This is a genomic window from Stenotrophomonas sp. 2YAF26 (genome assembly GCF_052114625.1).
Lineage (GTDB): Bacteria > Pseudomonadota > Gammaproteobacteria > Xanthomonadales > Xanthomonadaceae > Stenotrophomonas > Stenotrophomonas indicatrix.
Genome location: NZ_JBFRFC010000004.1, coordinates 72,993 through 96,616 on the forward strand (window position 1 = coordinate 72,993; position 23,624 = coordinate 96,616).

Annotated in this window: 23 protein-coding genes; 17 read left to right on the forward strand and 6 right to left on the reverse strand. The window is 68.0% G+C overall.

The annotated features are described in order from the left end of the window. The first annotated feature begins 271 nt into the window (after window positions 1-271). The 3 genes from AB4Y98_RS05850 to AB4Y98_RS05860 all read left to right on the forward strand — a co-directional run bounded on the left by AB4Y98_RS05850 (window position 272) and on the right by AB4Y98_RS05860 (window position 3,043). Window positions 272-610 (forward strand): P-II family nitrogen regulator, encoded by a 339-nt coding sequence (locus tag AB4Y98_RS05850; RefSeq protein WP_004134334.1) that lies wholly within the window; start codon window positions 272-274, stop codon window positions 608-610. Window positions 611-632: 22 nt separating this feature from the next. After that, window positions 633-2,063 (forward strand): ammonium transporter, encoded by a 1,431-nt coding sequence (locus AB4Y98_RS05855; RefSeq protein WP_312786329.1) that lies wholly within the window; start codon window positions 633-635, stop codon window positions 2,061-2,063. Window positions 2,064-2,296: 233 nt separating this feature from the next. Next, window positions 2,297-3,043: an N-acetylmuramoyl-L-alanine amidase gene (locus AB4Y98_RS05860; protein WP_442243964.1), complete on the forward strand. Its 747-nt coding sequence runs from the start codon at window positions 2,297-2,299 to the stop codon at window positions 3,041-3,043. 78 nt (window positions 3,044-3,121) lie between these two features. Here AB4Y98_RS05860 and AB4Y98_RS05865 read toward each other — a convergent pair whose 3' ends face one another. Then, complete coding sequence (locus AB4Y98_RS05865; RefSeq protein WP_336023191.1) at window positions 3,122-3,829, reverse strand: LytR/AlgR family response regulator transcription factor; 708 nt, start codon at window positions 3,827-3,829, stop codon at window positions 3,122-3,124. Continuing rightward, on the reverse strand, window positions 3,817-5,526 hold the full coding sequence (locus AB4Y98_RS05870) for a histidine kinase (RefSeq protein WP_442243965.1): 1,710 nt from the start codon (window positions 5,524-5,526) through the stop codon (window positions 3,817-3,819). The genes AB4Y98_RS05865 and AB4Y98_RS05870 overlap by 13 nt, the downstream gene beginning before the upstream one ends. Before the next feature lie 127 nt (window positions 5,527-5,653). Here AB4Y98_RS05870 and AB4Y98_RS05875 point away from each other — a divergent pair, with 127 nt between their 5' ends. The 8 genes from AB4Y98_RS05875 (at window position 5,654) to AB4Y98_RS05910 (ending at window position 14,833) form a co-directional block, all read left to right on the forward strand. Continuing rightward, the gene (locus tag AB4Y98_RS05875) at window positions 5,654-7,162 is read left to right on the forward strand and encodes an alpha/beta hydrolase (protein WP_442243966.1); all 1,509 of its coding nucleotides are present in this window, start codon (window positions 5,654-5,656) and stop codon (window positions 7,160-7,162) included. A gap of 67 nt (window positions 7,163-7,229) precedes the next feature. Beyond that, window positions 7,230-8,384 (forward strand): murein transglycosylase A, encoded by a 1,155-nt coding sequence (gene mltA / locus AB4Y98_RS05880; protein ID WP_442243967.1) that lies wholly within the window; start codon window positions 7,230-7,232, stop codon window positions 8,382-8,384. A 109-nt stretch (window positions 8,385-8,493) separates the two neighbouring features. After that, complete coding sequence (locus AB4Y98_RS05885; RefSeq protein ID WP_033832709.1) at window positions 8,494-8,796, forward strand: hypothetical protein; 303 nt, start codon at window positions 8,494-8,496, stop codon at window positions 8,794-8,796. A gap of 83 nt (window positions 8,797-8,879) precedes the next feature. Continuing rightward, a complete protein-coding gene (locus AB4Y98_RS05890; RefSeq protein WP_442243968.1) occupies window positions 8,880-10,925 on the forward strand; it encodes a TonB-dependent receptor in 2,046 nt (681 codons plus the stop codon). A gap of 76 nt (window positions 10,926-11,001) precedes the next feature. Beyond that, window positions 11,002-12,063, forward strand: coding sequence for a two-component system sensor histidine kinase NtrB (locus tag AB4Y98_RS05895; protein ID WP_442243969.1), 1,062 nt, complete (start codon window positions 11,002-11,004; stop codon window positions 12,061-12,063). Further along, window positions 12,056-13,504 (forward strand): nitrogen regulation protein NR(I), encoded by a 1,449-nt coding sequence (gene ntrC / locus AB4Y98_RS05900; protein WP_442243970.1) that lies wholly within the window; start codon window positions 12,056-12,058, stop codon window positions 13,502-13,504. The genes AB4Y98_RS05895 and ntrC overlap by 8 nt, the downstream gene beginning before the upstream one ends. 93 nt (window positions 13,505-13,597) lie before the next feature. Continuing rightward, window positions 13,598-14,167 carry a superoxide dismutase family protein gene (locus AB4Y98_RS05905; RefSeq protein ID WP_025875951.1) on the forward strand — a complete coding sequence of 190 codons (570 nt, stop codon included), beginning with the start codon at window positions 13,598-13,600 and terminating at the stop codon, window positions 14,165-14,167. 33 nt (window positions 14,168-14,200) lie between these two features. Further along, on the forward strand, window positions 14,201-14,833 hold the full coding sequence (locus AB4Y98_RS05910; protein WP_100437162.1) for a superoxide dismutase family protein: 633 nt from the start codon (window positions 14,201-14,203) through the stop codon (window positions 14,831-14,833). 76 nt (window positions 14,834-14,909) lie between these two features. On the opposite strand, the gene AB4Y98_RS05915 is transcribed toward AB4Y98_RS05910, so the two are convergent. After that, a complete protein-coding gene (locus tag AB4Y98_RS05915) occupies window positions 14,910-15,797 on the reverse strand; it encodes a hypothetical protein (protein WP_025875947.1) in 888 nt (295 codons plus the stop codon). A 93-nt stretch (window positions 15,798-15,890) separates the two neighbouring features. On the opposite strand from AB4Y98_RS05915, the gene AB4Y98_RS05920 reads away from it, so the two are divergent. After that, window positions 15,891-17,186, forward strand: coding sequence for an acetyl-CoA C-acetyltransferase (locus AB4Y98_RS05920; protein WP_088100805.1), 1,296 nt, complete (start codon window positions 15,891-15,893; stop codon window positions 17,184-17,186). A gap of 99 nt (window positions 17,187-17,285) precedes the next feature. Here the strand turns inward: AB4Y98_RS05920 and AB4Y98_RS05925 are convergent, their stop codons facing one another. The 3 genes from AB4Y98_RS05925 to AB4Y98_RS05935 form a co-directional block, all read right to left on the reverse strand. Continuing rightward, window positions 17,286-18,593: a heme biosynthesis HemY N-terminal domain-containing protein gene (locus tag AB4Y98_RS05925; protein WP_442243971.1), complete on the reverse strand. Its 1,308-nt coding sequence runs from the start codon at window positions 18,591-18,593 to the stop codon at window positions 17,286-17,288. A gap of 6 nt (window positions 18,594-18,599) precedes the next feature. Next, window positions 18,600-19,580: a uroporphyrinogen-III C-methyltransferase gene (locus AB4Y98_RS05930; RefSeq protein WP_442243972.1), complete on the reverse strand. Its 981-nt coding sequence runs from the start codon at window positions 19,578-19,580 to the stop codon at window positions 18,600-18,602. 104 nt (window positions 19,581-19,684) lie between these two features. Beyond that, complete coding sequence (locus AB4Y98_RS05935; protein WP_442243973.1) at window positions 19,685-20,473, reverse strand: uroporphyrinogen-III synthase; 789 nt, start codon at window positions 20,471-20,473, stop codon at window positions 19,685-19,687. 33 nt (window positions 20,474-20,506) lie between these two features. On the opposite strand from AB4Y98_RS05935, the gene AB4Y98_RS05940 reads away from it, so the two are divergent. From AB4Y98_RS05940 to AB4Y98_RS05960, 5 genes are all read left to right on the forward strand, one after another. Beyond that, complete coding sequence (locus tag AB4Y98_RS05940) at window positions 20,507-20,974, forward strand: YiiD C-terminal domain-containing protein (protein ID WP_089242022.1); 468 nt, start codon at window positions 20,507-20,509, stop codon at window positions 20,972-20,974. A 32-nt stretch (window positions 20,975-21,006) separates the two neighbouring features. Further along, on the forward strand, window positions 21,007-21,438 hold the full coding sequence (locus AB4Y98_RS05945; protein WP_312107391.1) for a hypothetical protein: 432 nt from the start codon (window positions 21,007-21,009) through the stop codon (window positions 21,436-21,438). 57 nt (window positions 21,439-21,495) lie between these two features. Next, window positions 21,496-21,933 (forward strand): rhodanese-like domain-containing protein, encoded by a 438-nt coding sequence (locus tag AB4Y98_RS05950; protein WP_025875933.1) that lies wholly within the window; start codon window positions 21,496-21,498, stop codon window positions 21,931-21,933. Between the two features lie 99 nt (window positions 21,934-22,032). After that, the gene (gene secB, locus AB4Y98_RS05955) at window positions 22,033-22,551 is read left to right on the forward strand and encodes a protein-export chaperone SecB (RefSeq protein ID WP_025875931.1); all 519 of its coding nucleotides are present in this window, start codon (window positions 22,033-22,035) and stop codon (window positions 22,549-22,551) included. Between the two features lie 20 nt (window positions 22,552-22,571). Then, complete coding sequence (locus AB4Y98_RS05960; protein WP_025875929.1) at window positions 22,572-23,597, forward strand: NAD(P)H-dependent glycerol-3-phosphate dehydrogenase; 1,026 nt, start codon at window positions 22,572-22,574, stop codon at window positions 23,595-23,597. The last annotated feature ends 27 nt before the right edge of the window (window positions 23,598-23,624 follow it).

A 23,624-nucleotide genomic window follows, 5' to 3' on the forward strand; every position in this document is an offset into this window, starting at 1 on the left:
CGGGCTCCGGCCCGCCGTGGTAGAGCGGACCGTTGGTCCGCTGCATTGGAAACGCGGGCCCTTGGCCCGCAGATCCAGGGGCAAGAGAGAGACCGGACACGCGACATGGGCCGCCCTCCCTCCCGCGTCGGCCGTGCAAGGAGAGAGGCACGGCTGTCCCGGCCCGGTTCGTGTCCGGTGCAACAGCCACGGCCATCACCACGATGGCCCGTGGTTGCCTGATGCCATCGCGCGTTCGCGCGCTGGCCCCATCCACCATCGGGACATGCGCATGAAACTGATCTCCGCCATCATCCGACCGTTCAAGCTCGACGAGGTCCGAGAGGCCCTGTCCGATGCCGGCGTGTCGGGCATCACCGTGACCGAAGTGAAAGGCTTCGGCCGCCAGAAGGGCCACACCGAGCTGTATCGCGGTGCCGAGTACGTGGTCGACTTCCTGCCCAAGATCAAGATCGAAACCGTGGTCACCGACGAACGTGCCGATGCAGTGATCGAAGCGATCCAGTCATCTGCAGGCACCGGCAAGATCGGCGACGGCAAGATCTTCGTGACCGCTGTCGAGCAGGTCATCCGCATCCGCACCGGCGAAATCGGCGCCGACGCGCTGTAAGCCCCCTTCCGGAGACTCCCCCATGAAGATGCGCCTTCTCACCGGGTGGCAAGCCCGGTTCCATCTGGTGTGCCTGCTGATGCTGTTCAGTGCGCTGGCCGCCGGTGTCTGGCCAGGCAGTGCACATGCCCAGGCCCAGGTCACGCCGCTGCAGAGCGAAGCCGTGGCCGTCGAGCCCTTGCAGGACCCGACCGCCGCTGCGCCTGCGGCTGCCGAAGCGGTGGCCGCGCCCGCCTATGACCACGGCGACGTCGCCTGGATGCTCACCTCCACCCTGCTGGTGCTGCTGATGGTGGTACCGGGCCTGGCCCTGTTCTATGGCGGCCTGGTGCGTTCAAAAAACGTGCTGTCGGTGCTCAGCCAGATCCTGGTGGTGTTCTCGCTGGTGCTGCTGTTGTGGGTGGCCTATGGCTACAGCGCAGTGTTCAGCGCCGGCAATCCGTTCTTCGGCTCGTTCACCGAATTCGCCTTTCTCAAGGGCTTCACCCCGGAGTCGGTGGGCAACACGCCGATCAAGGGGCTGCCGGACTACCTGTTCGTCGCCTTCCAGTCGACCTTCGCCGGCATCACCACCGCGCTGATCGTCGGTGCCTTCGCCGAGCGCATCAAGTTCCGCGCAGTGCTGCTGTTCTCGGCGCTGTGGTTCACCCTCAGCTACATCCCGATGGCGCACATCGTCTGGGGTGGTGGTTACCTGGGTGAGATGGGCGCTATCGATTTCGCCGGTGGCACCGTGGTGCACATCAACGCCGGTGTGGCCGGTCTGGTGGCTGCATGGTTCGTCGGCAAGCGCCTGGGCTACGGGCAGACCGCGTTGAAGCCGCACAACGTGCCGTTCACCTATATCGGCGCGATGCTGCTGTGGGTCGGCTGGTTCGGCTTCAATGCCGGTTCCGCCGCTGCCGCCGACACCGTCGCCTCGCTGGCCTTCCTCAACACTGTGCTGGCGACTGCTGCAGCGGTGCTGGGCTGGACGCTGGTTGAAGCGATCAGCAAGGGCAAGCCGTCGGCACTGGGCGCGGCCTCGGGTGCGGTGGCAGGCCTGGTTGGCATCACCCCGGCGTGCGGTACCGTCGGCCCGCTCGGCGCGATCGTCATCGGCCTGGTTGCCGGCGTGGTCTGCGTGTGGGGCGTGACCGGCCTCAAGCGTCTGCTGAAGGTGGACGACACCGCCGACGTGTTCGGTGTGCATGGCGTGGGCGGTATCGTCGGCGCGATCCTCACCGGTGTGTTCAGCGCGCAATCGCTGGGCGGCACCAAGGCCGATCTGGATATCGGCCATCAGGTATGGGTGCAGGTGGTCAGCGTCGGCCTCACCGTGCTGTGGTCGGCCGTGGTGACCGCAGCCATCCTGCTGCTGGTCAAGGTGGTGGTCGGCCTGCGGGTGACCGAGGAGGCCGAGCGTACCGGCCTGGATGTCACCTCGCATGGTGAATCGGCCTACGAGGCCTGATGCATCTACATGGTGGGTGCCGACCGTTGGTCGGCACTGCACCTGCTCTGGTGGGCGCCAAGCTTGCTCGGCACTGCTCCTGCTCTGGTAGTTGCCAAGCTTGCTTGGCACTGCACCTGCTATGGACTGCTCTGCTCTGGTGGGTGCCGACCGTTGGTCGGCACGCTCGGTGGCCCAGCCACGCATGGCGTGGCTCTACTGCATCATCTCGCCCAATCGCGCACAATCAGGGCATGCACCCGATCCGCACTTCCCTGATGCTCTCGGCCTGCCTGCTGCTGGCCGCCTGTGCCTCCACGCCGCAGGAAACCCGCAACCCGCTTGCCACCTGGGTGCCGTCGCCGAACCAGAACGCGCGCACGCCGGTCATCATCGTCATCCACCACACCGAGCAGAAATCGGTGCAGCAGAGCCTGCACACGCTGCGTACCGCCAACAGCGGCGGGCGGGTCAGTGCGCATTATCTGATCGGCGCCGATGGCCATCGCTACCAGCTGGTGGCCGATGAGCGCCGCGCCTGGCACGCCGGTTCCGGGCGCTGGGGCACCATCACCGATCTGAACTCCGCGTCCATCGGCATCGAGCTGGACAATGACGGTCGTACGCCCTTCAGCCCCGCGCAGATCGAATCGCTGATCGTGCTGCTGCGCGACCTCACTGACCGGCTGAACATTCCGCCGCGGCAGGTGATCGGTCACGCCGACCTGGCACCGACGCGAAAGGAAGATCCCAGCCGCTTCTTCCCGTGGCAACAATTGGCCGAAGCTGGTTTCGGCGTGTGGCCGCGCGCTGCCGATGGTGCTGCGCCGGAAGGATTCGATGTATGGGCCGCGCTGGCGCGCTTCGGTTATCCGCTCGACAACCGCGAAGCAGCGGTACGGGCGTTCCACCGCCGTTTCCGTGGCAGCGACACCCTGCCGAAAGCCCTCGACGCCGAAGACGCGCGCATCCTGCATTCGCTGTTGCTGCAGACCCCGTGACGAACCTGGCAGCGCCGGGCCATGCCCGGCGAGCGCGAAGCGCGACCCCGGTTGGGCACCGCCGGGCATGGCCCGGCGCTACCCGCCTTCCATGCCCAACGCTTCGCGCAGCGTGGCCACATGCGCGCGCCCAACCGGCAGCTCGCTGCCGTCACTCAACACCAGCCAGTAGCGACTGCCGGAGGCAGCATGCAGCGTGCGGACCTGGCGCAGGTTGACCAGGTAGGAACGATGGCAGCGGATGAAATCCGCCGGCAGCACGCTGGCCAGCGCGGCCAGGGATTTGTCATGCAGTTCACTGCGGCCGTCGCGCAGACGCACCTGGCTGTAGTCGCCGTCGGCGCGGATCCAGAGCACGTCCGCCAGTTCGACGGTCGCTGTGCCCTGCGCGCGCCAGACACCCAGATAACGCGCGCGACCGGCGCGGACACCCCCGGTGTCGAGCAGCCTTTCCAGCGCCTGGGCGAGGCGCTCGCGTGAGAAGGGCTTGGGCACGAAGTCGAGTACGCCGTGTTCGAATGCCTGCAATGCGCGCTCACGGTGTGCCGACACCACCACGCACTGGTAGCGCCCGGCCACCGCGCGGCGCAGCAGTTCGAAGCCATCGTCGCCGCCAAGGTTGAGGTCCAGCAGCAGGCCGTCGTAGACGCTGCGCTGCAACCGGTCTCCGGCCGCTTCCAGATCGGCCACCGCATCGAAACGCGCCCGTGCGCCGGCCAGCTCGCCGCACATGCGCAGCAGGCGCTGTCGCACCAGGGGCTCGTCCTCGACGATCAGGATGCGCATGTCAGCTCGATCCGGCCGTACCAGCAGTCGCCGTCGATGCCCTGCACGAAGCTCCAGCCGGCGGGGCTGGCCGCCGCCAGGCTCGCCTCGATGTAACGGGTACCCGTGCCACGGCCGTGGTGTGGGGCCGAGCCTCGCGCACTGCGCAGTTCCAGTATCCAGCGCGCGTTGTCGCGCTGCACGTGCAGGCGGAAAGGGTGCCGTGCGCAGGCAACAGCGCCGGCATGGGTCAACGCGTTTTCCACCTGCGCATGCAGGATGCCGGGCGGCAGCGAAATCGCCGCATCCTCGCCATCGACCTCCAGCACCATGCGCCGGTCCAGGGCAAGGCCGACGATATCCAGGTGGCTACGGCACAAGGCCAACTCATCCTGCAGGGGAACGCTCTGGCGGCTGCTGCTGTCGCGCAGGCGATCGAACTGATCGGCCAGCGACTCCACCATGCGGCTGGCGCGCATCGGCGACTGCTCGATCAGTTCCTGCAGGCAGGTCAGCGTGTTCATCAGCCAGTGCGGCTGGATGCCCCGTTGCAGCAACTGCAACGAAAGCCGCGCGCGTTCTTCGCGCAGCCAGGCGTTGTGCCGGTCCAGCGCCTGCAACTGGGCGGCGTGGCGCAGCAGAAGGAACACCATCAGCACCGCCAGCAGCAGGAAGTAGGGGCCATCCAGGAAGGCGCCGCGTGCAACCAGCAACGCCAGCAGGCCTGCAGACAGCAACGCCAGGATCGGCCATCGGTCCTCCTGGCCGGCAGGCGCCCGCAACAGCACCCAGGTCGAAGCGAGCAGGCTCAACAGCAGCACCGCCGCAGAGCGGGTGTCGAAACCGGGCAGGGCGATGACGGCGGCCGCGATCAGCGCCAGATAGCTGAAACAACCGGCTCTGGGCACGGCCACTTCGAAGCGACGCGCAAGATAGGCCGGCAGCAGCAGCGCCGCGATCACATGCAGGGCCAGCAGCGCGACCAGGCGAACGCCATGCCAGGGATAGGGGTAGCCCAGCAATGATCGCCACGCCTCGACCGCGGGCAGTGCCAGCCCCACCACACCCAGTGCCAGCAGCAGGCGCGCGCCGGGCGTGCGTGTCTGCCCACGCAGCACCGCCAGGAAATACAGGCAGGCGGCTGCCAGCGCACCGGTGGCAAAGGCCGCGATCAGCCATGGCAGGATGATCTGGCCGTAAAGCACGGGGGCGGGCGCGATCAGCACCATCGCATCGGCGCCATGCAGGGTGAAGTGCTGCTGCTGGCTGGATGCAAGCACCAGCAGCTCATCGGTGGTGTTGCCCGACGCCGGTGGCAGCACGCGCACGACGTCTACGCGCCCCGGCGTCTCTTCTTCCGGCGTGCGACCGACAACGCCATTGCTGATCCATGGCATCCCGTTCCAGTACAACTGGCTGGCAGCGCGCAAGGACAGCCTCACTGTACGTCCATGATCGGTGCCGCTTTCCGACGCTGGCACCTGCCAGCGCAGCCAGTACGGGCCACGCCACTGCGCCAGCTGTTGCTGGTCCAGCGGCCGCCACGCCAGGTTCTGCGGTGGGTGCGTTGGCAGGCCGCCGGATGCACCGGCAATCGCAGGTGCCATCTGCGCGCCCTGCACAACCCTCATTTCCGGCGGCGGCATCGACACGATCAGCCACGCAGCCACTGCCGCAAGCAGCGCAGCAAGGACAGCCAGGGTTCGTGTGATCTGCATGGCGGCCATCGTATCGGTTGTGTGGAGACATTGGACCGGCGTCTGGAGACGTTCGGCGGATGGACGCGACCGCAGCACTGCGAGGGAGCAGATGCTGGCGGCGCACATCCCTCCATCGGAGCCCAACATGACCCGCAGCGCCTCTACGTCTTCCGGCAGTTTCCAGGTTCGTCGCCCTGTCGTGGCCGTCACCCTCGCCGCGCTCTGCCTGGCCCTCGCCGCTGCCCTTCCCGCGCAGGCCGGTCCGGCGGCGCTGGCATTCGAGCCCTACACGCTGCAGACCAGGAACCATGGCGATATCGCCGCCGAGATCGCCACGCTGCAGGTGCCGCGACGGCACAGTGAGCCGGACGGTCCGCAGCTGCACCTGAAGGTGGTGCGCCTGCGTGCGACGGCTGGCAATGGCCGCGCCGCACCGGTGGTCTACCTGGCCGGTGGTCCGGGTGGTTCTGGCATCGATACCGCACGTGGTCCGCGCTGGCCGGTGTTCGACCAGGTGCGGCGCGAATCCGACGTGCTCCTGCTCGACCAGCGCGGCGCCGGCTTGTCCGAGCCGCCGCCGGAATGTCCGCATGAAACACGTTTCGACGACGCCCAACCGCTGCAGCGCGATACGGCCCTGGCCGCAGTGCAGGCCACGGCCGCCAAGTGCGTAGCGTTCTGGCGTCAGGCCGGTGTCGATCTCGGCGCTTACACCACGACCGAGAGTGCCGGCGACCTCGATGACCTGCGGCGCGCGCTGGACGTGCCGAAGATCAGCCTGTGGGGCATGAGCTATGGCACCCATCTGGCCTTGGCCACGGTGCGCCTGCACGGTGCCGGTCTTGATCGCGTTGTGCTGATGGGATCCGAAGGTCCCGACGATACGCTGAAACTGCCCCTGAGCAGCGACGCGCTGCTGCAGGACCTGGCGGTGCTTGCGCGCAAAGACGGCTTCGACGATCTCGCCGGATCGGTCACCCGCGTGCTGCAGGCACTGCGTGAGCAGCCGCGACGAGGCCACAGCCACATGCACAAGGGTCGCCAGGTCACCATCGGCCTGTACGACGCGCAGATCGTCATCGCCAATATGCTGGGGCAGCGCATCACCCAGCAGTGGCTGCCGTTGGTGCTGCGTGAGGCCGATAGGGGCAACTACGACCCGCTGGCCGATCTGGTGCTGATCGGGCGCGCCCAGTTCGCACAGTTCCCGGCCATGGGCCTGGCAATGGACGTCGCTTCCGGGCAGAGCCCGCAGCGCAGGGCGCTGGCCGAAGCCCAGGCACGCCAGAGCCTGTTCGGCGACGGGCTGAACTTCCCGTTCCCGGCCATCGGCGAGGGCCTTGGTCTGGCCGATCTGGGTGATGGCTTCCGCGGCCCGCTGCACAGCAACGTGCCGGTGCTGTTCATCAGCGGCACGCTGGATGGGCGTACGCCCCCGGCCAATGCCGATGCGCTGCGGCCGGGCTTCAGCAACGGTCACTCGCTGCTGGTGCGCAATGCCAGCCATCACAACGAGTTGTGGACAGGCAACCCGGCCATCGCCCGCAACATCGTCGACTTCCTCGCCGGCCGCGTCGTCAGCGAAACCGTGTTGGACGTGCCGCCGCCGGTGTTCGCCACCCGCAGCAGTGAGCTGCTGGGCGGCAAGCGATAAGGCCCGTGGTGTGGTGCAGGATGCGATCCCGGTCCTGCGCCACGCCCGATTGCACTACATTGGGGCAATGACTGACCTCATCGCCCCCTTCAACCGCACGTGCTGGAGCCTTCTCGCGCTTGCCGTGCTTGCTGGCTGTTCCACCACCGGCACCCGTCCGCAAGCGCCTGCCGCAGCAACGCCTGCAACCTACGCCAAGGTCGACTGGAACACGTTGCCGGCCGTATCCGATACCGACCTGCAGGCCGGCTTCGCCGCTTGGCGCAGCAGCTGCACCCGCCTGAAGAACGATGCGACCTGGGCCAAGCCCTGCGCGACCGCCAGCACCGTGTCCGACAAGGACGCTGCTGCGATCCGCGCATTCCTGCAGCGCGATCTCGATGTCTATTCCCTGCGCGCCGGCGGCCATCGCGCCGACGGCCTGATCACCGGCTACTACGAACCCATCTATCCGGGCAGCCTCACCCGTACCGACACCGCCACCGTGCCGGTGTACGGCACACCCGATGATCTGGTGGTGGTGCAGCTGGACAGCGTCTATCCCGAACTGAAGGGCAAGCGCCTGCGCGGTCGCGTGGAGGGCAAGGTGCTCAAGCCCTACGACGATGCCGGCAGCATCGCCAGCAAGGGGGCCAAGGCGCCGGTGCTGGCCTGGCTGACCGATCCGATGGACCTGCAGCTGCTGCAGATCCAGGGTTCGGGGCGGGTGCGCCTGGCCGATGGCAAGCAGGTGCGGCTGGCCTATGCCGAACAGAACGGCCATCCCTATCGCGCGATCGGCCGCTGGCTGGTGGAGCAGGGCGAGCTGAAGAAGGAAGACGTCACCATGGACGCGATCCGCGCGTGGGCGAAGGCACATCCGGCGCGGGTACCGGAACTGCTGCGCAGCAATCCCAGCTACGTGTTCTTCGTGCGCAGCGCGGACAGCCCGGAAGGTCCGCGCGGTTCGTTGAACGTGCCGCTGACCGCCGGCTACAGCGTGGCGGTGGATCGCACCGTGGTGCCGCTGGGCAGCCTGCTGTGGCTGTCGACCACGCGCCCGGACGGCACGCCGGTGGTACGCCCGGTGGCCGCGCAGGACACCGGTGGCGCCATTGCCGGCGAGGTACGTGCCGATCTGTACTGGGGCAGCGGCGATGCCGCCGGCAAGCTGGCCGGCGACATGAAGCAGAAGGGCAACCTGTGGCTGCTGTGGCCGAAGGGTGTGGCGTTGCCGCAGTAGGTCAGCAGGGGTCAGATCCCCTTCCGCAGGAAAGGGATCTGACCCCCATATGCCTGATAATGGCGCCATTCCGAACTTTCCGGTCGCGCATGCGGCCAGGACCCATGCAATGAAATACGCAAAGAACAACGCAAAATCCAACACGAAGAAGTACTACAAGCACTGGGCCGAATCGGGCCTGGGCAAGGGCAACGTGCTGATGGAAGCCCGTGGCGAGAAGATCGTGCGCCAGGTGGAGATCTACGGGGCCAAGGTCGTGTGGGCCGATGAAACCGGCCAGAGCGATGACCGCTTCGTGCTGGCCGACCAGCCGGTGTCGTTCATGGATTTCGACGAAGACGACGAGATCAGCGCGCGCGAGTTTGAAATCGCCTGGAAGAAGGCCCGGGAAGCCACCGGCTACCCCGTTTAAGGGCGAGGGGCCCGCAATCATCGGATGGCTGGCGGAATCGAAATGTTATAAAGTTTCATTTCCAGCCTCCCGCCCGCCCCCTGATGAAGACTCCCACGCTGGTGGCCGCGCTCGCGGCCGCCCCGTTCGCCCCTGAAGCATTCGCCCAGTCCGCCGACGCCGCGCTCACCCTGGGCAAGGTTGATGTGCACCAGCACAGCGAGGGGCAACTAAGCGCGCACCAGGTGCTGACCTCGGTGGACGTGCTGGGCGCGGACCAGATCGAAAACCGCAACGTGTCGCACAGCTGGGAGCTGCTCGGGCAGATGCCCGGCATCCAGCTGACCGAAACCCGGCAGGGCGCCGAGTCGGGCAAGGTCAGCTTCCGCGCCTTCAACGGCGAGGGCTACCTCAATGCCATCAAGACGCTGATCGACGGCATCCCCAGCAACGTCAACAGCGGCAACCAGCGCTTCATCGACATGCTGTTTCCGCTGGAAATCAGCTACATCGAAGTGGTGCGTGGTACCAACGACCCGCGCTACGGCCTGCACAACATCGGCGGCAACGTGAACTTCGGTACGCGCCAGGGCGGCACCTACACCGACGCGCGACTGGCCTATGGCAGCTACAACACCCGCGATATGCAGCTGGTGGTGGGCCGCGAAGCCAACGGCTTCGCGCAGAACTATTTTGTCGGCACCCAGGCCAGCGACGGCTACCGCGACCACGACAGCTCGAAGAAGTATTCGCTGGGCGGCAAGTGGTTCTTCGGCTCGCTGGAGGAGGGGCTGCGCATCGGCCTGACCGCGCGCGCCTACCATCACGAGGCCGACGAACCCGGTTTCATGACCGCGGAAGAGCTGCATGCGGGCCGCCGCCGCAGCGACCTGCGCAACGCCAATGACGGCGATGACCGCGACATGCGCCAGTTCGCCGCGCACCTGGACATGAAGCTGTCCGACGCGCTCACCTTCGGCACGCGGCTGTACTACAACCGCTATGAAGACGACCGTCGTGTGACCTTCAGTGACCTGCCCAGCGGCAACCTACCGCGCCAGCGTCGTGTCTGGGACGAGCGCCAGACGGGCATGCTCGGCACGCTCACCTGGCAGGCCAGCCCCATGCTTACCGTGGAAGGCGGGCTGAACTACGAGCAGCAGGACAACGGCTACCGTCGCGAGCGCTACGCCTACGCCGAGCCCACCGATTTCAGCCAGGCACCGGCACGCGTGCAGAACAACGACCGCCACAGCTTCGACAACTGGGGCGCTTACGTGCAGGCGATCTACCAGCCAGCCGACGCATGGAAGATCGTGCCGGCCTACCGCGTGGACCATTTCAGCGGCCACACCCGGCTGATGAACGGCGCCACCGGCCGCCTGCAGGACTACGGCAGCATCGGCCAGCCCAAACTGAGTGTCATCCACAGCCTGGGTGAGCACACCCACGTCTACGCCAACTGGGGCCGTACCTTCCAGGTGCTGACCGGTTCCACCGCGCCGGCCTACCTCACCCCGGGGCAGGCACCGATGCAGCCCTCCACCAACACCGGGATGGAGCTGGGCCTGAAATTCCAGCCCTTCGCCGGCAGCCAGGCCCGGCTGGCGGTATGGCAGCAGGACGCGGAAAACGAAGTGTCCAACATGCCGGCCACCGGCACCACGGTCACGCTGGGCAAGACCCGCCGCCGCGGCGTGGATGCGCAGATCAGCGCGCAGCTGGGTGACGCGTGGACGCTGTGGGCCTCGCATGCCTACCAGGAGGCGAAGATCACCCGCGACGACCGCGCCGCCGGCGTGACCCTGCAGGGACGCGAAGTGGCCGCCACCCCGCGCCACATCAGCAACCTCGGCCTGGACTACCAGGCCAGCGATGCCCTGCAACTGGGCCTGCAGGCGCGCGCGCAGGGCGATTACTACCTGGAAGAGCGCAACGCCACTGGCAAGTTCGGCGGCTTCGCCGTGCTCGACCTCAGCGCGAAGTATCAGATCACCCCGGCCTGGAGCGTGGACCTGCAGCTGAAGAACGTCACCGGCCGCGACTATGCCTACGCGTGGTACGACAGCTTCTTCTGGGACAGCGCCCGGCCGATGTTCTCGCCCGCCCCGGGCCGCGCGGTCTTCGTTGGGCTCAACATGAAGCTGTAACCCGCAAGGGGTCAGAGCCCTTTCCGCGAGGAAAGGGCTCTGACCCCACACCCACGTTTTGCACTACATTGGTGCAATGTCCGACCCCGCGCCCCCGCCGTCCCTCGATGCCCTCGGCACGCCGCTGGCCTGGGCCGGGCCCGATGGCCGCATCGCCGGCTGCAACCCGGCCTTCGCGCGCTGGCTGGGCGTCAGCGGCCGGCGCCTGCTCGGCCAGCCGTTGGCCGCGCTGGAAGTGCAGGGTGAGGCGCTGGCCCATTTCCTGGCACGCGATGAGCGCGACAGCCTGCGCCTGAACCGGCTGGCGTTGGCGCTGCCGGGCGAAGCCGCGCGTTTTGCCGAAGGCTGGATGAGCCGCCGCGACGATGGCGGCTGGCTGCTGGAGGCGCATCCGGTCGATGAGTTCCCCGGGCTCGACCCGACCCAGGCCCTGCCCAGCGCGCTCAGCGCAGCGCTGAAGGGCCTGGCGCACGAACTGCGCAATCCGCTGGCCGGGTTGAAGGGCGCCGCACAGCTGCTGGCCCGCCGCGCGGCGCAGCGCGATGCCAGCGAACGCGAGCTGATCGACCTGATCGGCTCGGAGATCGAGCGGCTCAATGGCCTGCTGGAGCAGCTGCTGTCACCGGCACCTGCCGCGCCGCATGCGGCGCTGAACATCCACGCCGCGTTGGAGCGCGTGCTGCGCCTGGCCGAGAACGAGGCCGGCTGGGCGGTGCGCCTGCAGCGCGACTACGACCCCAGCATCCCCGAATTCGATGGCGACGCCGATCGCCTCACCCAGGCGGTATGGAACCTGGTGCGCAATGCCATCCAGGCCGGTGCCGGCAACATCACCCTGCGCACCCGCGTTGAACACGGTGTGCGCATCGCCGAGCAGCTGCACACCCTGGCGTTGCGGCTGGAAATTGCTGACGACGGCTGTGGCGTGCCCGAAGAACTGGCCGAACACCTGTTCCTGCCGTTGGTCAGTGGTCGCGCCGAAGGCACTGGCCTGGGCCTGGCGCTGGCCCAGCAGGTCGCGCGCGAGCATCGCGGCACGCTGACCTACCGGTCGCGCCCGGGCCATACCGTATTCACCCTGCTGCTGCCGATCGGCAACGGCACCGTCGCCGCCGAGGAGGCCCCGCGCGATGTCTGAGTCTTCCTCGTCCGCGCCGTGCATCTGGGTGGTCGACGATGACCGCGCCGTGCGCTTCGTGTTGTGCACCGCGCTGCGTGAGGCCGGCTACCAGGTGGTCGACTTCGACAGCGCCGCCCCCGCACTGCAGGCGCTGGCTGATAGCCCGCCGCCTGCGCTGCTGTTCACCGACGTGCGCATGCCCGGCGACGATGGCCTGGTGCTGCTGGACAAGCTGAAGGCCGCGCTGCCGCAGCTGCCGGTGGTGGTGATGTCGGCCTACACCGACGTCGCCAGTACCGCCGGTGCGTTCCGCGGCGGTGCGCACGAGTTCCTGTCCAAGCCGTTCGATCTGGACGACGCGGTGGCACTGGCCCAGCGCGTACTGCCTGCGGTGGCGCCGGCCATGGCCGCGCCGACGCCCGCCGCAGAAGCCGCCAGCGACCAGCCGCCGCAACTGGTGGGCGATACGCCACCGATGCGCGCGCTGTTCCGCGCCATCGGCCGCCTCGCGCAGGCGCCATTGGCGGTGCTGATCATCGGCGAAACCGGTACCGGCAAGGAGCTGGTGGCCAACGCGCTGCACCGCGAATCGCCGCGTGCGCAGCATCCGTTCGTCGCGCTGAACACCGCCGCCATTCCCGCCGAGCTGCTGGAAAGCGAGTTGTTCGGCCACGAGGCCGGTGCGTTCACCGGCGCGCAGCGGCGCCACATCGGCCGCTTCGAGCAGGCCAATGGCGGCACCCTGTTCCTCGACGAAATCGGCGACATGCCGTTGCCGTTGCAGACGCGCCTGCTGCGCGTGCTCGCCCAGGGCGAATTCTTCCGCGTGGGCGGACGCGAACTGATCCGCGTCGATGTGCGCGTGGTCGCCGCCACCCACCAGGATCTGGAAGGACTGGTCGCGCAGGGAAAATTCCGAGCCGATCTGCTGCACCGCCTGGACGTGGTGCGCCTGCAGCTGCCGCCGCTGCGCGAGCGCCGCGAGGACATCGCGCAACTGGCCACCACGTTCCTGGCGGCTGCCGCGCGCAGGCTCGATACGCCGCCCAAGCGGCTGACCGCCGCCGCCCTGCAGGCGCTGCGCGAGCACGACTGGCCGGGCAACGTCCGCGAACTGGAAAACGTGTGCTGGCGCATGGCCGCACTAGCCGCCGCCGATACCATCGGTGTGGCTGATGTCGATACCGCGCTCAACCGTGCCCGCAGCCGGCGCAGCAGCACGGCCGCCGGTGACCCGGGCCAATGGGAAGCGCTGCTGTCCGAATGGGCACGCCGGCAGCTGGCCGAGGGCACCGAGGGCCTGCACGCGCAGGTGCGCGAACGGGTCGACCACGCCCTGTTGGAGGCCGCCCTGCAGATCACCCACGGTCGTCGCGCCGAAGCCGCCGCGCGCCTGGGCCTCGGCCGCAATACGCTTACCCGCAAGCTGGGCGCCGGTCGCCGCCGCGGCGGCCATTGAACGGTGCCTGCACGCGATCCTCGCACCCGCTTGCCGAACTGTTGATCCTCCATGGACGATGCCGTCCGTAGTGTTACCTGCAAGGAGTCCTCGATGCGTTTGTCCTTCGCCCTTCTGCCGCTGTCCGCTGCCGTGCTCCTGTCTGCCTGTGGCAGCGCACCGAAGAAGCCGCAGCCCACACCGCCGCCGGTGGTCACCACGCCCGTGGCCCAGCTGGCCGAAGCCAACCTGGCGCCAGCCTCGGCCAGCATCGTCAGCGGCCGTCTGGTGCTGAAGACCGAAAGCGGTGGCGTGCACTTGACCGGCCTGGTCGGCGGCCTGCAGCCGATGCAGCAGGCCGGTTTCCACATCCATGAGCGCGGTGACTGCAGCGCGGTGGACGCCAGCAGCGCCGGCAACCACTTCAATCCCGCCGGCGTCGCGCACGGTCGTGCCGGCAGCGGCAAGCACCACCTCGGTGACATCGACAACCTGCAGGCAGACGCGCAGGGCCGCGCCAACATCGATGTGCATCTGAAGGGCGTTACCCTGGGCGGAGGCGCCGCCACGGATATCGCCGGGCGTGCACTGGTCGTGCATGCCAGGGCCGACGACTATCGCAGCCAGCCCGCCGGCAATGCCGGCGTCCGCATCGCCTGCGGCGTGATCCGGGTAACCCGCTGATCACACCACCGGCATTTCCCAAGGAGAGTTTCCATGCGTCTGATCCACACTTCGCTGTTCGCGGCCATCGCTGCACTGGGCCTTGCCGCCTGCAACCAGCAGCCGGCAGCGCCGGCAGCCGAAGCCCCGGCCACCACCCCGGCCGAAGGTTCGGCAGCGCCGGCCGATCCGGCCACTGCACCGGCTACCGCAGCGGCCCCGGCAGCCGATGCCTCGGCCACTGCCGAACTGGCACCGACCCAGGGCAATCAAACCAAGGGCTCGATCACCTTCAAGCTGGTCGACGGCAAGGTGCACGCATCCGGCCAGATCAGTGGCCTGAAGCCGGGCAGCGAGCACGGCTTCCACATCCACGAGAAGGGTGACTGCAGCGCGCCGGACGGCATGAGCGCCGGTGGCCACTTCAATCCGGGCAAGCAGGACCACGGCAACGTGGCCACTGATCCGCACCACGGTGGCGACATGCCCAACATCAAGGCCGACGACAAGGGCGTAGCCACCATTGATGGTCCGGTGTCGAGCAACGTCAACATCGGCAAGGGTGATGATTTCGACATCATCGGCCGCGGCCTGATCGTCCACGCCGACGCGGACGACTACAAGACCCAGCCGACCGGCAACGCCGGTGCGCGACTGGCGTGCGCGGTAATCAACAAGGCACCGTAAGAAAACGAAAACGCCGGCGCAAGCCGGCGTTTTTCAGTTGATCCGCCGGGCATGGCCCGGCGGCATTACCTGGACGTTAGCGCGCCAGCAGCTCGCGCGCGTCCTGCCCGGCTTCGCAATGCACGAACAGCACCGGCACACCGTGCGCTTCCAGCACCGCGGCCATCTGCCGCTGGCGCATCAGGAACTGCTCGTAGATGCCCTGCAGGCGCTCGCAGTCGCCCTTGCCGTGGTTGTAATGCGCGCACCAGCCGGCCGGGTCGAACAGCGCCATGCGCGCTTCGCCCTGCGTATAGCGCAGCAACGGCTCGGGTGCGTCACTCAGCCACTCGTCCTGGCCCGGGGCCATGATCGCGGTTTCAATCAGCGGCCACAGTGCGGCCAGGCCTTGGTTGTCGTACTGCATCGACATCATCGCGGCCAGGTCGTTCACGGTGAAATAGCGTGCGTGCTCCACGCGCGCACCGAACGTGTTCTGTGCCATCAGCGCGGTATCGGCATGGGCCATGCCATTGGCCAGCAGCACCTCTTCCAGGGCATCGGCCACGGCTGTCGTGGTGGCCACGTCGGTACCGGTCAGCAGGAACGGCACCACCCGCAGGCCACCGCCTACCAGGGTAGCGTCGGCCTGGAACGGCAGCGGCACATCACCGCTGGCGTCGGCGCCGAAGGCCAGCACGCGCGGGCCCTGGTTGCTACCGGGCGCGCGCATCTGCAGTTCTTCCAGGCGGCGATGGATCGGCCAGCCCGGGCGAAGCACTTCGGCCGGATCGAAATGGGCGGCGGCGAACACCAGGTCCAGCTCGGCCACCTGTGGCACCAGCTTGGACAGGTCGCGGCCGACGCGTTCGGCCAGTTCACCGGCCTGTTCAGCGCTGAGCACCGCCTGGCGGGGGATTTCGCCGCCGGCCAGTTCCAGGGCCAGCACGCCAAGGGCATTCATCGCAGGGTCGGGTTTGCTCATGGTTCCACGGTTGGCCCATCACAGGGCGGCAGCTACACTTGGCCCCATTATGCCTGCTCTGTCGTGCAGGCCATGTTGCAGACACCCTCATCCATGCCAGGTATCTCCATGCCCAACGCTCGTCCCGTCGCCATCCTCGGTGGCGTCCGCATTCCGTTCTGCCGGCAGAACACCGCGTATTCGGATGTCGGCAACCTCGGCATGTCGGTGCGTACGCTGGGAGCGCTGGTCGAGCGCTTCGGCCTGCACGGCCAGCAGCTGGGCGAAGTGGCGATGGGTGCGGTCATCAAGCACTCCAGCGACTGGAACCTGGGCCGCGAAGCCACGCTGTCCTCGGGCCTGTCGCCGTTGACCCCCGGCATCACCCTGCAGCGCGCCTGCGGCACCTCGCTGGACAGCATCATCACCGTTGCCAACAAGATCGCCCTGGGCCAGATCGAGTCCGGCATCGGCGGTGGTTCGGACACCACCTCCGACGTGCCGATCGTGTACGGCAAGAAGCTGCGCGCGCGCCTGCTGGCTGCCAACCGTGCCAAGAGCACCGGCGACAAGATCCGCGCACTGACCTCCGGCTTCAAGTTCGCCGAACTCAAGCCGGAGTTTCCCGGCGTGGCCGAGCCGCGTACCGGCAAGAGCATGGGCGACCACTGCGAGGACATGGCCAAGGAGTGGAACATCTCGCGCGACTCGCAGGACGAGTGGGCGGTGTCTTCGCACAAGAAGCTGGCTGCAGCCTATGAGCGCGGCTTCTTCAATGACCTGATCGCACCGTTCCGCGGCGTCGAGCGCGACAACATCCTGCGTGCCGACACCTCGCTGGAGAAGCTGGCTACGCTGAAGCCGGCCTTCGACAAGGTATCCGGCCGTGGCACCCTGACCGCAGCCAACTCCACCCCGCTGACCGATGGCGCCGCCGCGGTGCTGCTGGCCAGCGAAGAGTGGGCGCGCGCGCATGGCCACGAGCCGCAGGCCTACCTGCGCGACGCACACGTGTCGGCCGTCGATTTCGTGCACGGCGAAGGCCTGTTGATGGCGCCGACCGTGGCCGTGCCGGAGATGCTCAAGCGCAACGGCCTGACCCTGCAGGACTTCGATATCTACGAGATCCACGAAGCCTTCGCCGCACAGGTGCTGTGCACCCTGCGTGCGTGGGAGAGCGAGGATTACTGCCGCAACCGCCTCGGCCTGGATGCGCCGATGGGCCGCATCGACCCGGACAAGATCAACCTGCTGGGTTCGTCGCTGGCCACCGGTCACCCGTTCGCCGCCACCGGTGCACGCGTGATCGCCACAGCGGCCAAGCAGCTGGCCGAGCGCGGCGGTGGCCGTGCGCTGGTGTCGATCTGCACCGCCGGCGGCATGGGCGTGGTGGCGATCGTCGAACGTTGAACGCCACGCGGTAGTGCCGGCCGCTGGCCGGCAACGTTGGAATTGAAAACGCCGCCCGATGGGCGGCTTTTTTGTTATCCCGCACACCTTCAGCCAGGGTCACGGCATCCGCGGGTTGCCGAACGCGTCGCGCTCCTCATTGGCGTCGTACACCGGCGGCAGCGGTGCAATCGACTGCTCCTCGACGGTCGCATGCAGTGGCGGGTCAACTACCGCTGCCGGTGCACGCACCAGCGCCACGCTGTCTTCGCCACGCTGCAGGCGCAGCGCGTTGGCCAGGCACTGCGCGGCCAGCACGTGTTCGCCACGTTGCGCGAAGGCTTCGCCCAGCGCTTCCCACGCAGGGGCGCCGGCACCCGCGGCGATGGCTTCATGCAGGAACGCATCGGCCGCGTCCCACTGTTGCTGCGCCAGCGCGATGCGGCCCTGGGCCAGGCGCAGGGCGGCCGAGTCGTCGTGCACGTTGCGCCAGCGCTGCAGGTTGGCCTGGCGCGTGGCCAGACGTTTGGCCGGCAGACGGCCATACACGGCCACCAGTTCGTCATCCCAGCGGTGGTCCAGCGCCTGCTCAAGCGCCAGCAGTGCCGGTTCGTCCCAGTCCAGTGAAACCGCACGGGTGGCGTAGGCGGCAACCACGTCCGGTGTCGGTCGCAGCGCCTTCGGCGTGGCTTCCCACTGCGCAGCAAGGGCGTTGACGTCGCCCGCTTCCAGCAGCGCCTGTGCGGCCAGGCGTGCTTCCAGCTCGCTGCTGGCCTCGGCCGGCAGCACCTTGGTCTGGCGCAGCGCGCCCAGCTGGCCGTAAGCCTCGTGCGCGCGGCCAGCACGTGCCAGCGCTTCGGTACGCAGCCACAGACCACGCGGCGGCAGCGGCTGGATCGCCGCCACATCCAATGCGTTGATCGCATCCACCGGCAGATCGTTGGCCAACAGCTGCTCGGCACGCAGCAGTGCCTGCAAGGTCGCATCGCTTTCGCCCAGGCGCTGCAGCAGCGCCTCGGCAGCGGGTGCATCGGCCCGCACCTGCGCGCTGCGCACGGCATTGGCCAGGGCAACCCCGCTCACTTCCGGATCCTTGGCGGCGCCATCCAGCAGCTTCTCGGCGCGCTGCCACTGGCCATGCTCGTAGGCCAGCAGACCATCGATCAGGCGCACCCGGCCCTGCTTGCGGCGGTAGCGGCCCCAGGCACGGAACGGTGCGGCGATCAGGCTCCACAGCAGCCACAGCACCAGCACGCCGATCACCGACAGCAGCGCTACCTTCGGCAGGTTGCTGTGGTAGTCGTAGCCGCCATAGCGCAGGGTCACTTCGCCGTAGCGGTTCAGGTCATCGGTGCCGAGCCATTGCGCGGCAACTACGCCAATGGCCACTGCCAGCAACAGCACGACCAGTGATTGCAGGGGTTTCATACGGGCTTACCTCCGGTCGGTCTGGGTACGCAGTTGTTGCAGAGTGCTGCCAAGCACGGTGTCATCGGTCTGCAATGGCAGCGAGCGCAGGGCATGGAGTTCAGCACGTTGCGCGCGCAGGTCCGGTGAATCCGGCCAGCGCCGCTGCGCCCAGAGATCGATTCTGTTCAGCGCGGCATCGCGGCCGCTGCCATCGCCGCGCTCGATCGCTGCGCGGGCCAGGGTCAGTTCCAGCTGCAGTGCCGTGTCGATGGTGGTGCGCTCGGCCGAGGTCAGCGGGCCGTTCAGACGGCTCGGAGTGATGTCCACGAAGGGCGCCAGCGCAGCCTGCCACCACGGTTTTGCGGCGTTGTCGGCCGGCGTCTGCGCGATCTGCGAAGGCAGGCCCTGCAGGGCCTTGCCCAGCGCGTCCAGGCGTTGCAGTGACAGCACGCGCGGGCCAGCGCCCAACGCATCCAGCGCGTTGCGTTCCTGCACCAGTGCCTGGCGCAGGTTCAGGCCATCGCTGTCGGGCAGATCGGCCAATGCAGTGGCGGCCAGCGCATACAGCCGGCGTGAGCCCTCCACGTCATCGGCGAAGGCCAGCCGCTGTGCGGCCTGGGTCAGCAGCAGTTCGGCCTCATCGCGCTGCACGGCCTGACGGCCCTGGTTGGCGCTGTCGGCCAGCTTGGCCAGATTCTCTTCCAGCAGGGCACTGCGTTGCGACAGGCCCAGCACTTCGTCGCGCAGCACCCGGTTGGTGGTGGCCGCATCCTGCAAGCGCTGGCTGGCAGCGCGCTGGTCGCGGCGCAGGGCCTCGACCGTGCCCTCCAGCCCCTTCAGCTGCACGGCGGTGGTCTGCGCCTGCGCCAGCTGGTCGCTCTGCTGCTTCTGCCAATAGTGGTAGCCGGCATAGCCGCCCGCGCCCAGCACCGCCAGCACGGCAAGCGGCAGCAGCCAGCGCAGGGGGCGATGGGGCGATGGAGCGGGCGGCAGAGTGTCGTTCATCGGGCTTCCTTGTCGGCGGCAATGCCGGAACAGATCCGGCAGGCAGCGTTGTGCACAGCATCACTGTTGCCGACGACACCGGCAAGCCGCTGCCGGGTGCCTGTTCAGGTCGCTGCCGGGCCGGTGAGCGCAGTGTGTGCAGCGGCCATCAACTGAGCGCTGGTAGGGCCCTCGCTGCGCACCACCCGGGTCAGCCCCAAGGCCTGCGCCTGCATGCCCAGCCGGTCGCTGGCAACCAGCGCGATCGCGTTCGACCGCAGCCGCTGCTGCCAGTGCGCAGGCAGCTGCTGCCAGAAACGCTGCAATGCCTCGCCGCTGCTGATGGCCAGCAGCCAGGGTGTCGGAGAACGGGCCAAACGCGCCAGCATGCGCCGTGACAAGCGCAGCGGCAGCCGTCGGTAGACATCGGCGCGGGTGATCTGCGCGCCAGCGGCCTGCAACTCAGCGGCAATCAGGCCCCGGCCTCCCGGTGCGGTCACCAGCCCGATCTGCATGCCCCGCACATCGCCCAGCACCGGCATCGCCAGCAGGCCCTCGCTGTCCATCCGCTGGGGCGCATGGACGTCAGCGACGCCATGCGCCAGCAGGGCACGCGCGGTGCCTTCACCCACCGTCAGCCACGGGCTGCACTGCGCCGCCGCCAGCGGCAGCAGGCTGGCGGCCGCCGCGACGGCCGCCGGGCTGGTGAAAACTACCCGATCGCTGGTCAGCGCCCGTTGTAATTGCTGCAATGCGGCAATGTTCTGCAGACGTTGCAGCCGCCAGGGCGAAAGCGCGACGGTACGGCCTCCCAGCGCTGCTGCGGCGTGGCGCAGCGCCGCCTGCTGACCCTGCGGGCGCAGTGAGATCAGGGTCCAGCCAGTGGGTATCGTATGGTTGGCCATTCCCGTCATTATGCGGGCCCTTTGTTGTCGTGGTTGCTGCTGATGGCTGTTGATGCCCTGACCTCTTCGCTGGCTGCCCTGCAGGACGTGCTGGACTGCATGCCGGCGGTCCGCGCGATGCAGATCCGCTTGGATGGCTATGCCGACGGCGTGCTGCGCATCACCGCGCCGCTGGTGGCCAATGTCAACGACAAGGGCAACGCGTTCGGCGGCAGCCTGGCCTCGGTGCTGACCCTGTCCGGCTGGGCGCTGGTCAGCCTGCGCCTGCGCTTGGCCGGCCACGACGCCGAGGTCTACGTGGCCGACAGCAACCTGCGCTACCTGGCGCCGGTCTATGAAGACCTGCATGCCCACGCCGAAGCCACCGGAAGCGGCGCCTGGGACACCTTCCTGGCCACGTTCCGCCAGCGCGGCAAGGCCCGCATCAGCATTGTCGCGACCCAGCCCGGCGCCGATGGCAAGGCCGCGGCCGAATTCAGTGGTCGTTTCGTTGCCTTCGCCAAAGGGTAGGATGGCAGGCTGACGCCCTGCGGAACCCACCGATGCGCCGCCTCATCCAGATCCTCCTGTGTTCCCTGCTGCTGCTCAGCGCCGCCGCCGGTGCTGCCGCCGACGACCTCAGCCGCAAGCAGCGCAAGCTGCTGGAAGAGACCCAGATCGCCTACGGCGCCACCATCCGCTGGGGCAGCATGGACGATGCCATCGGTTACTTGGACCCGCAGCTGCGCAAGACCAAACCGCCGACCGAGTTCGAACTCAATCGCTATGCGCAGCTGCGCGTGTCGTCCTACCGCGAGCGCAGCACGGCAGCGCTGGAGGGCGGCCTGGTCGAGCGCCGGGTCGAGATCGGGGTGATCAACCAGAACACCCAAGCCGAGCGCACCGTGGTAGTAACCGAGCGCTGGCGCTGGGATCCGGAAGCCAAGCGCTGGTGGCAAAGCGCAGGCCTGCCGGACCTCTGGCAGGGGCAGTGACGGGTCGCGTCCGGCTTGTGCGACAATCGGCGCCCGCTTAATCGACCCGTGACCTGAGTGAATTACGAAGAGTTGCTGGCCTTCGCAGGCCGAAACCCGATGCTGTCCGCGGCCCTGGTCGGCCTGACCGTGGCCCTCATCGTCACCGAAATCCGCCGCCTGTTCCGGGGCTTCAAGGGCATCAAGCCCGCCGAACTGACCCAGCTGATCAACGCGGGCGGCACGGTGGTGGTTGATCTGTCGCCCAGCGCCGATTTCGAAAAGGGCCACATCGCCGGCAGCCGCAGTGCCCAGGCCAGCGCGTTCGGCCCCGAGCACAAGCTGGTGGCCAACGCCAAGCAGGCCCCGGTGGTACTGGTGTGCCGCAGCGGCAACGCGTCCGAGACCGCCGCCAAGGCGCTGAAGAAGGCCGGCTTCGAGAAGGTCTTCGTGCTCGACGGCGGCATCCCCGCGTGGCAGCAGGCAGAACTGCCGCTGGTCAAGGGCCGCAACTGATAGCAGGCGGTGGCGGATGTGGCCTTGTTTGCGCCCTCCGCCGCCCCCATCGCAGTAATTCGACCATCGTTTTCATTGCATTCACTGGAGTTACTGGAAATGTCCGAAGAGACCACCAACGGCGCTGTCGCGCCGGTCGATGCCGCCACCGGCCCCGCGTTCACCGTCGAGAAGATCTACGTCAAGGACGTTTCCTTCGAGTCGCCGAATGCCCCGTCGATCTTCAACGACCAGGTGCAGCCGGAACTGCAGCTCAACCTGAACCAGCAGGTCCAGCGTCTGGGCGAGAATGCCTTTGAAGTCGTGCTGGCCGTGACCCTGACCTGCCAGGCCGGCGAGCGCACCGCGTACGTGGCCGAAGTGAAGCAGGCGGGTGTGTTCGGCCTGGTCGGCCTGGACCCGCAGTCGATCGATGTGCTGCTCGGCACCCAGTGCCCGAACATCCTGTTCCCGTACGTGCGCCAGCTGGTCAGCGACCTGATCCAGGCCGGCGGCTTCCCGCCGTTCTTCCTGCAGCCGATCAACTTCGAAGGCCTGTACGCAGAAACCCTGCGCCAGCGCCAGGAGCAGGGCGACGCACCGTCGCTGGCTGACTCCGAGCCGGCCGGCAACGCCTGATCCCGGCCGCGACGTCACGGATGAGCACTACCGCTGACAAGATTGCCGTACTCGGCGCCGGTTCCTGGGGAACCGCGCTGGCTACGCTGCTCGCCCGGCACGGTCGCCAGACCGTGCTGTGGGGGCGCGATGCCGCCGTGGTTGAAGCCATCGACCAGCGCCACGAGAATCCGCGCTACCTGCCGGGCATTCCGCTGCCGGAATCGCTGCGTGCCACTACCGACCTCGCGTCGGCGGTGGAAGGTGCCGCCTGGATCCTGGTGGTGACCCCGTCGCATGCATTCGGTGAAACCGTGCGCGCGCTGGCGCCGCTGCGTCCGGCTGGTGCTGGCGTGGCCTGGGCAACCAAGGGCTTCGAGCCCGGCTCCGGCCGCTTCCTGCATGAAGTGGCGCGTGAAGTGCTGGGTGAGGACGTGCCGCTGGCCGTTGTCACCGGGCCGTCATTCGCCAAGGAAGTAACCCTGGGCCTGCCGACCGCGATCACCGTGCACGGCGACGTGCCCGAGTTCGCGCAGACGGTGGCCGAGGCGATGCATGGTCCGGCGTTCCGCGCCTATACCGGCGACGACATGGTCGGTGCCGAGCTGGGCGGTGCGATGAAGAACGTGCTGGCCGTGGCCACCGGCGTGGCCGATGGCATGCAGCTGGGCCTGAACGCCCGTGCCGGCCTGATCACCCGTGGCCTCAACGAGATGCTGCGCCTGGCGGCAGCGATCGGCGCCAAGCCGGAAACGCTGATGGGCCTGGCGGGCCTGGGCGACCTGGTGCTGACCTGCACCGGCGACCTGTCGCGCAACCGCCGCCTGGGCCTGGCCCTGGGCCGCGGGCAGACGCTGCAGGACGCCATCCGCGAAATCGGCCAGGTGGTCGAGTCGGTGCAGACCGCCGACGAAGTGATGCGACAGGCGCGCCGTCATGGCATCGACCTGCCCATCTCCGACCGCGTGCGCGCCGTGCTGCATGGCGAGCAGACCCCGGAAGAAGGATTGCGTGCGCTGTTGGCACGCGAACAGAAACCGGAATATCCGGACACGCTGTTCAAGTGAACCGAAAAACCCCGGCCCAGCGCCGGG

Bases quoted from the DNA above. Each gene is read 5' to 3' on its own strand.
- AB4Y98_RS05850 (WP_004134334.1), top strand. From the start codon at position 272: ATGAAACTGATCTCCGCCATCATCCGACCGTTCAAGCTCGACGAGGTC.
- AB4Y98_RS05855 (WP_312786329.1), top strand. From the start codon at position 633: ATGAAGATGCGCCTTCTCACCGGGTGGCAAGCCCGGTTCCATCTGGTG.
- AB4Y98_RS05860 (WP_442243964.1), top strand. From the start codon at position 2,297: ATGCACCCGATCCGCACTTCCCTGATGCTCTCGGCCTGCCTGCTGCTG.
- AB4Y98_RS05865 (WP_336023191.1), bottom strand. From the start codon at position 3,829: ATGCGCATCCTGATCGTCGAGGACGAGCCCCTGGTGCGACAGCGCCTG.
- AB4Y98_RS05870 (WP_442243965.1), bottom strand. From the start codon at position 5,526: ATGCAGATCACACGAACCCTGGCTGTCCTTGCTGCGCTGCTTGCGGCA.
- AB4Y98_RS05875 (WP_442243966.1), top strand. From the start codon at position 5,654: ATGACCCGCAGCGCCTCTACGTCTTCCGGCAGTTTCCAGGTTCGTCGC.
- mltA (WP_442243967.1), top strand. From the start codon at position 7,230: ATGACTGACCTCATCGCCCCCTTCAACCGCACGTGCTGGAGCCTTCTC.
- AB4Y98_RS05885 (WP_033832709.1), top strand. From the start codon at position 8,494: ATGAAATACGCAAAGAACAACGCAAAATCCAACACGAAGAAGTACTAC.
- AB4Y98_RS05890 (WP_442243968.1), top strand. From the start codon at position 8,880: ATGAAGACTCCCACGCTGGTGGCCGCGCTCGCGGCCGCCCCGTTCGCC.
- AB4Y98_RS05895 (WP_442243969.1), top strand. From the start codon at position 11,002: ATGTCCGACCCCGCGCCCCCGCCGTCCCTCGATGCCCTCGGCACGCCG.
- ntrC (WP_442243970.1), top strand. From the start codon at position 12,056: ATGTCTGAGTCTTCCTCGTCCGCGCCGTGCATCTGGGTGGTCGACGAT.
- AB4Y98_RS05905 (WP_025875951.1), top strand. From the start codon at position 13,598: ATGCGTTTGTCCTTCGCCCTTCTGCCGCTGTCCGCTGCCGTGCTCCTG.
- AB4Y98_RS05910 (WP_100437162.1), top strand. From the start codon at position 14,201: ATGCGTCTGATCCACACTTCGCTGTTCGCGGCCATCGCTGCACTGGGC.
- AB4Y98_RS05915 (WP_025875947.1), bottom strand. From the start codon at position 15,797: ATGAGCAAACCCGACCCTGCGATGAATGCCCTTGGCGTGCTGGCCCTG.
- AB4Y98_RS05920 (WP_088100805.1), top strand. From the start codon at position 15,891: ATGCCAGGTATCTCCATGCCCAACGCTCGTCCCGTCGCCATCCTCGGT.
- AB4Y98_RS05925 (WP_442243971.1), bottom strand. From the start codon at position 18,593: ATGAAACCCCTGCAATCACTGGTCGTGCTGTTGCTGGCAGTGGCCATT.
- AB4Y98_RS05930 (WP_442243972.1), bottom strand. From the start codon at position 19,580: ATGAACGACACTCTGCCGCCCGCTCCATCGCCCCATCGCCCCCTGCGC.
- AB4Y98_RS05935 (WP_442243973.1), bottom strand. From the start codon at position 20,473: ATGACGGGAATGGCCAACCATACGATACCCACTGGCTGGACCCTGATC.
- AB4Y98_RS05940 (WP_089242022.1), top strand. From the start codon at position 20,507: ATGGCTGTTGATGCCCTGACCTCTTCGCTGGCTGCCCTGCAGGACGTG.
- AB4Y98_RS05945 (WP_312107391.1), top strand. From the start codon at position 21,007: ATGCGCCGCCTCATCCAGATCCTCCTGTGTTCCCTGCTGCTGCTCAGC.
- secB (WP_025875931.1), top strand. From the start codon at position 22,033: ATGTCCGAAGAGACCACCAACGGCGCTGTCGCGCCGGTCGATGCCGCC.
- AB4Y98_RS05960 (WP_025875929.1), top strand. From the start codon at position 22,572: ATGAGCACTACCGCTGACAAGATTGCCGTACTCGGCGCCGGTTCCTGG.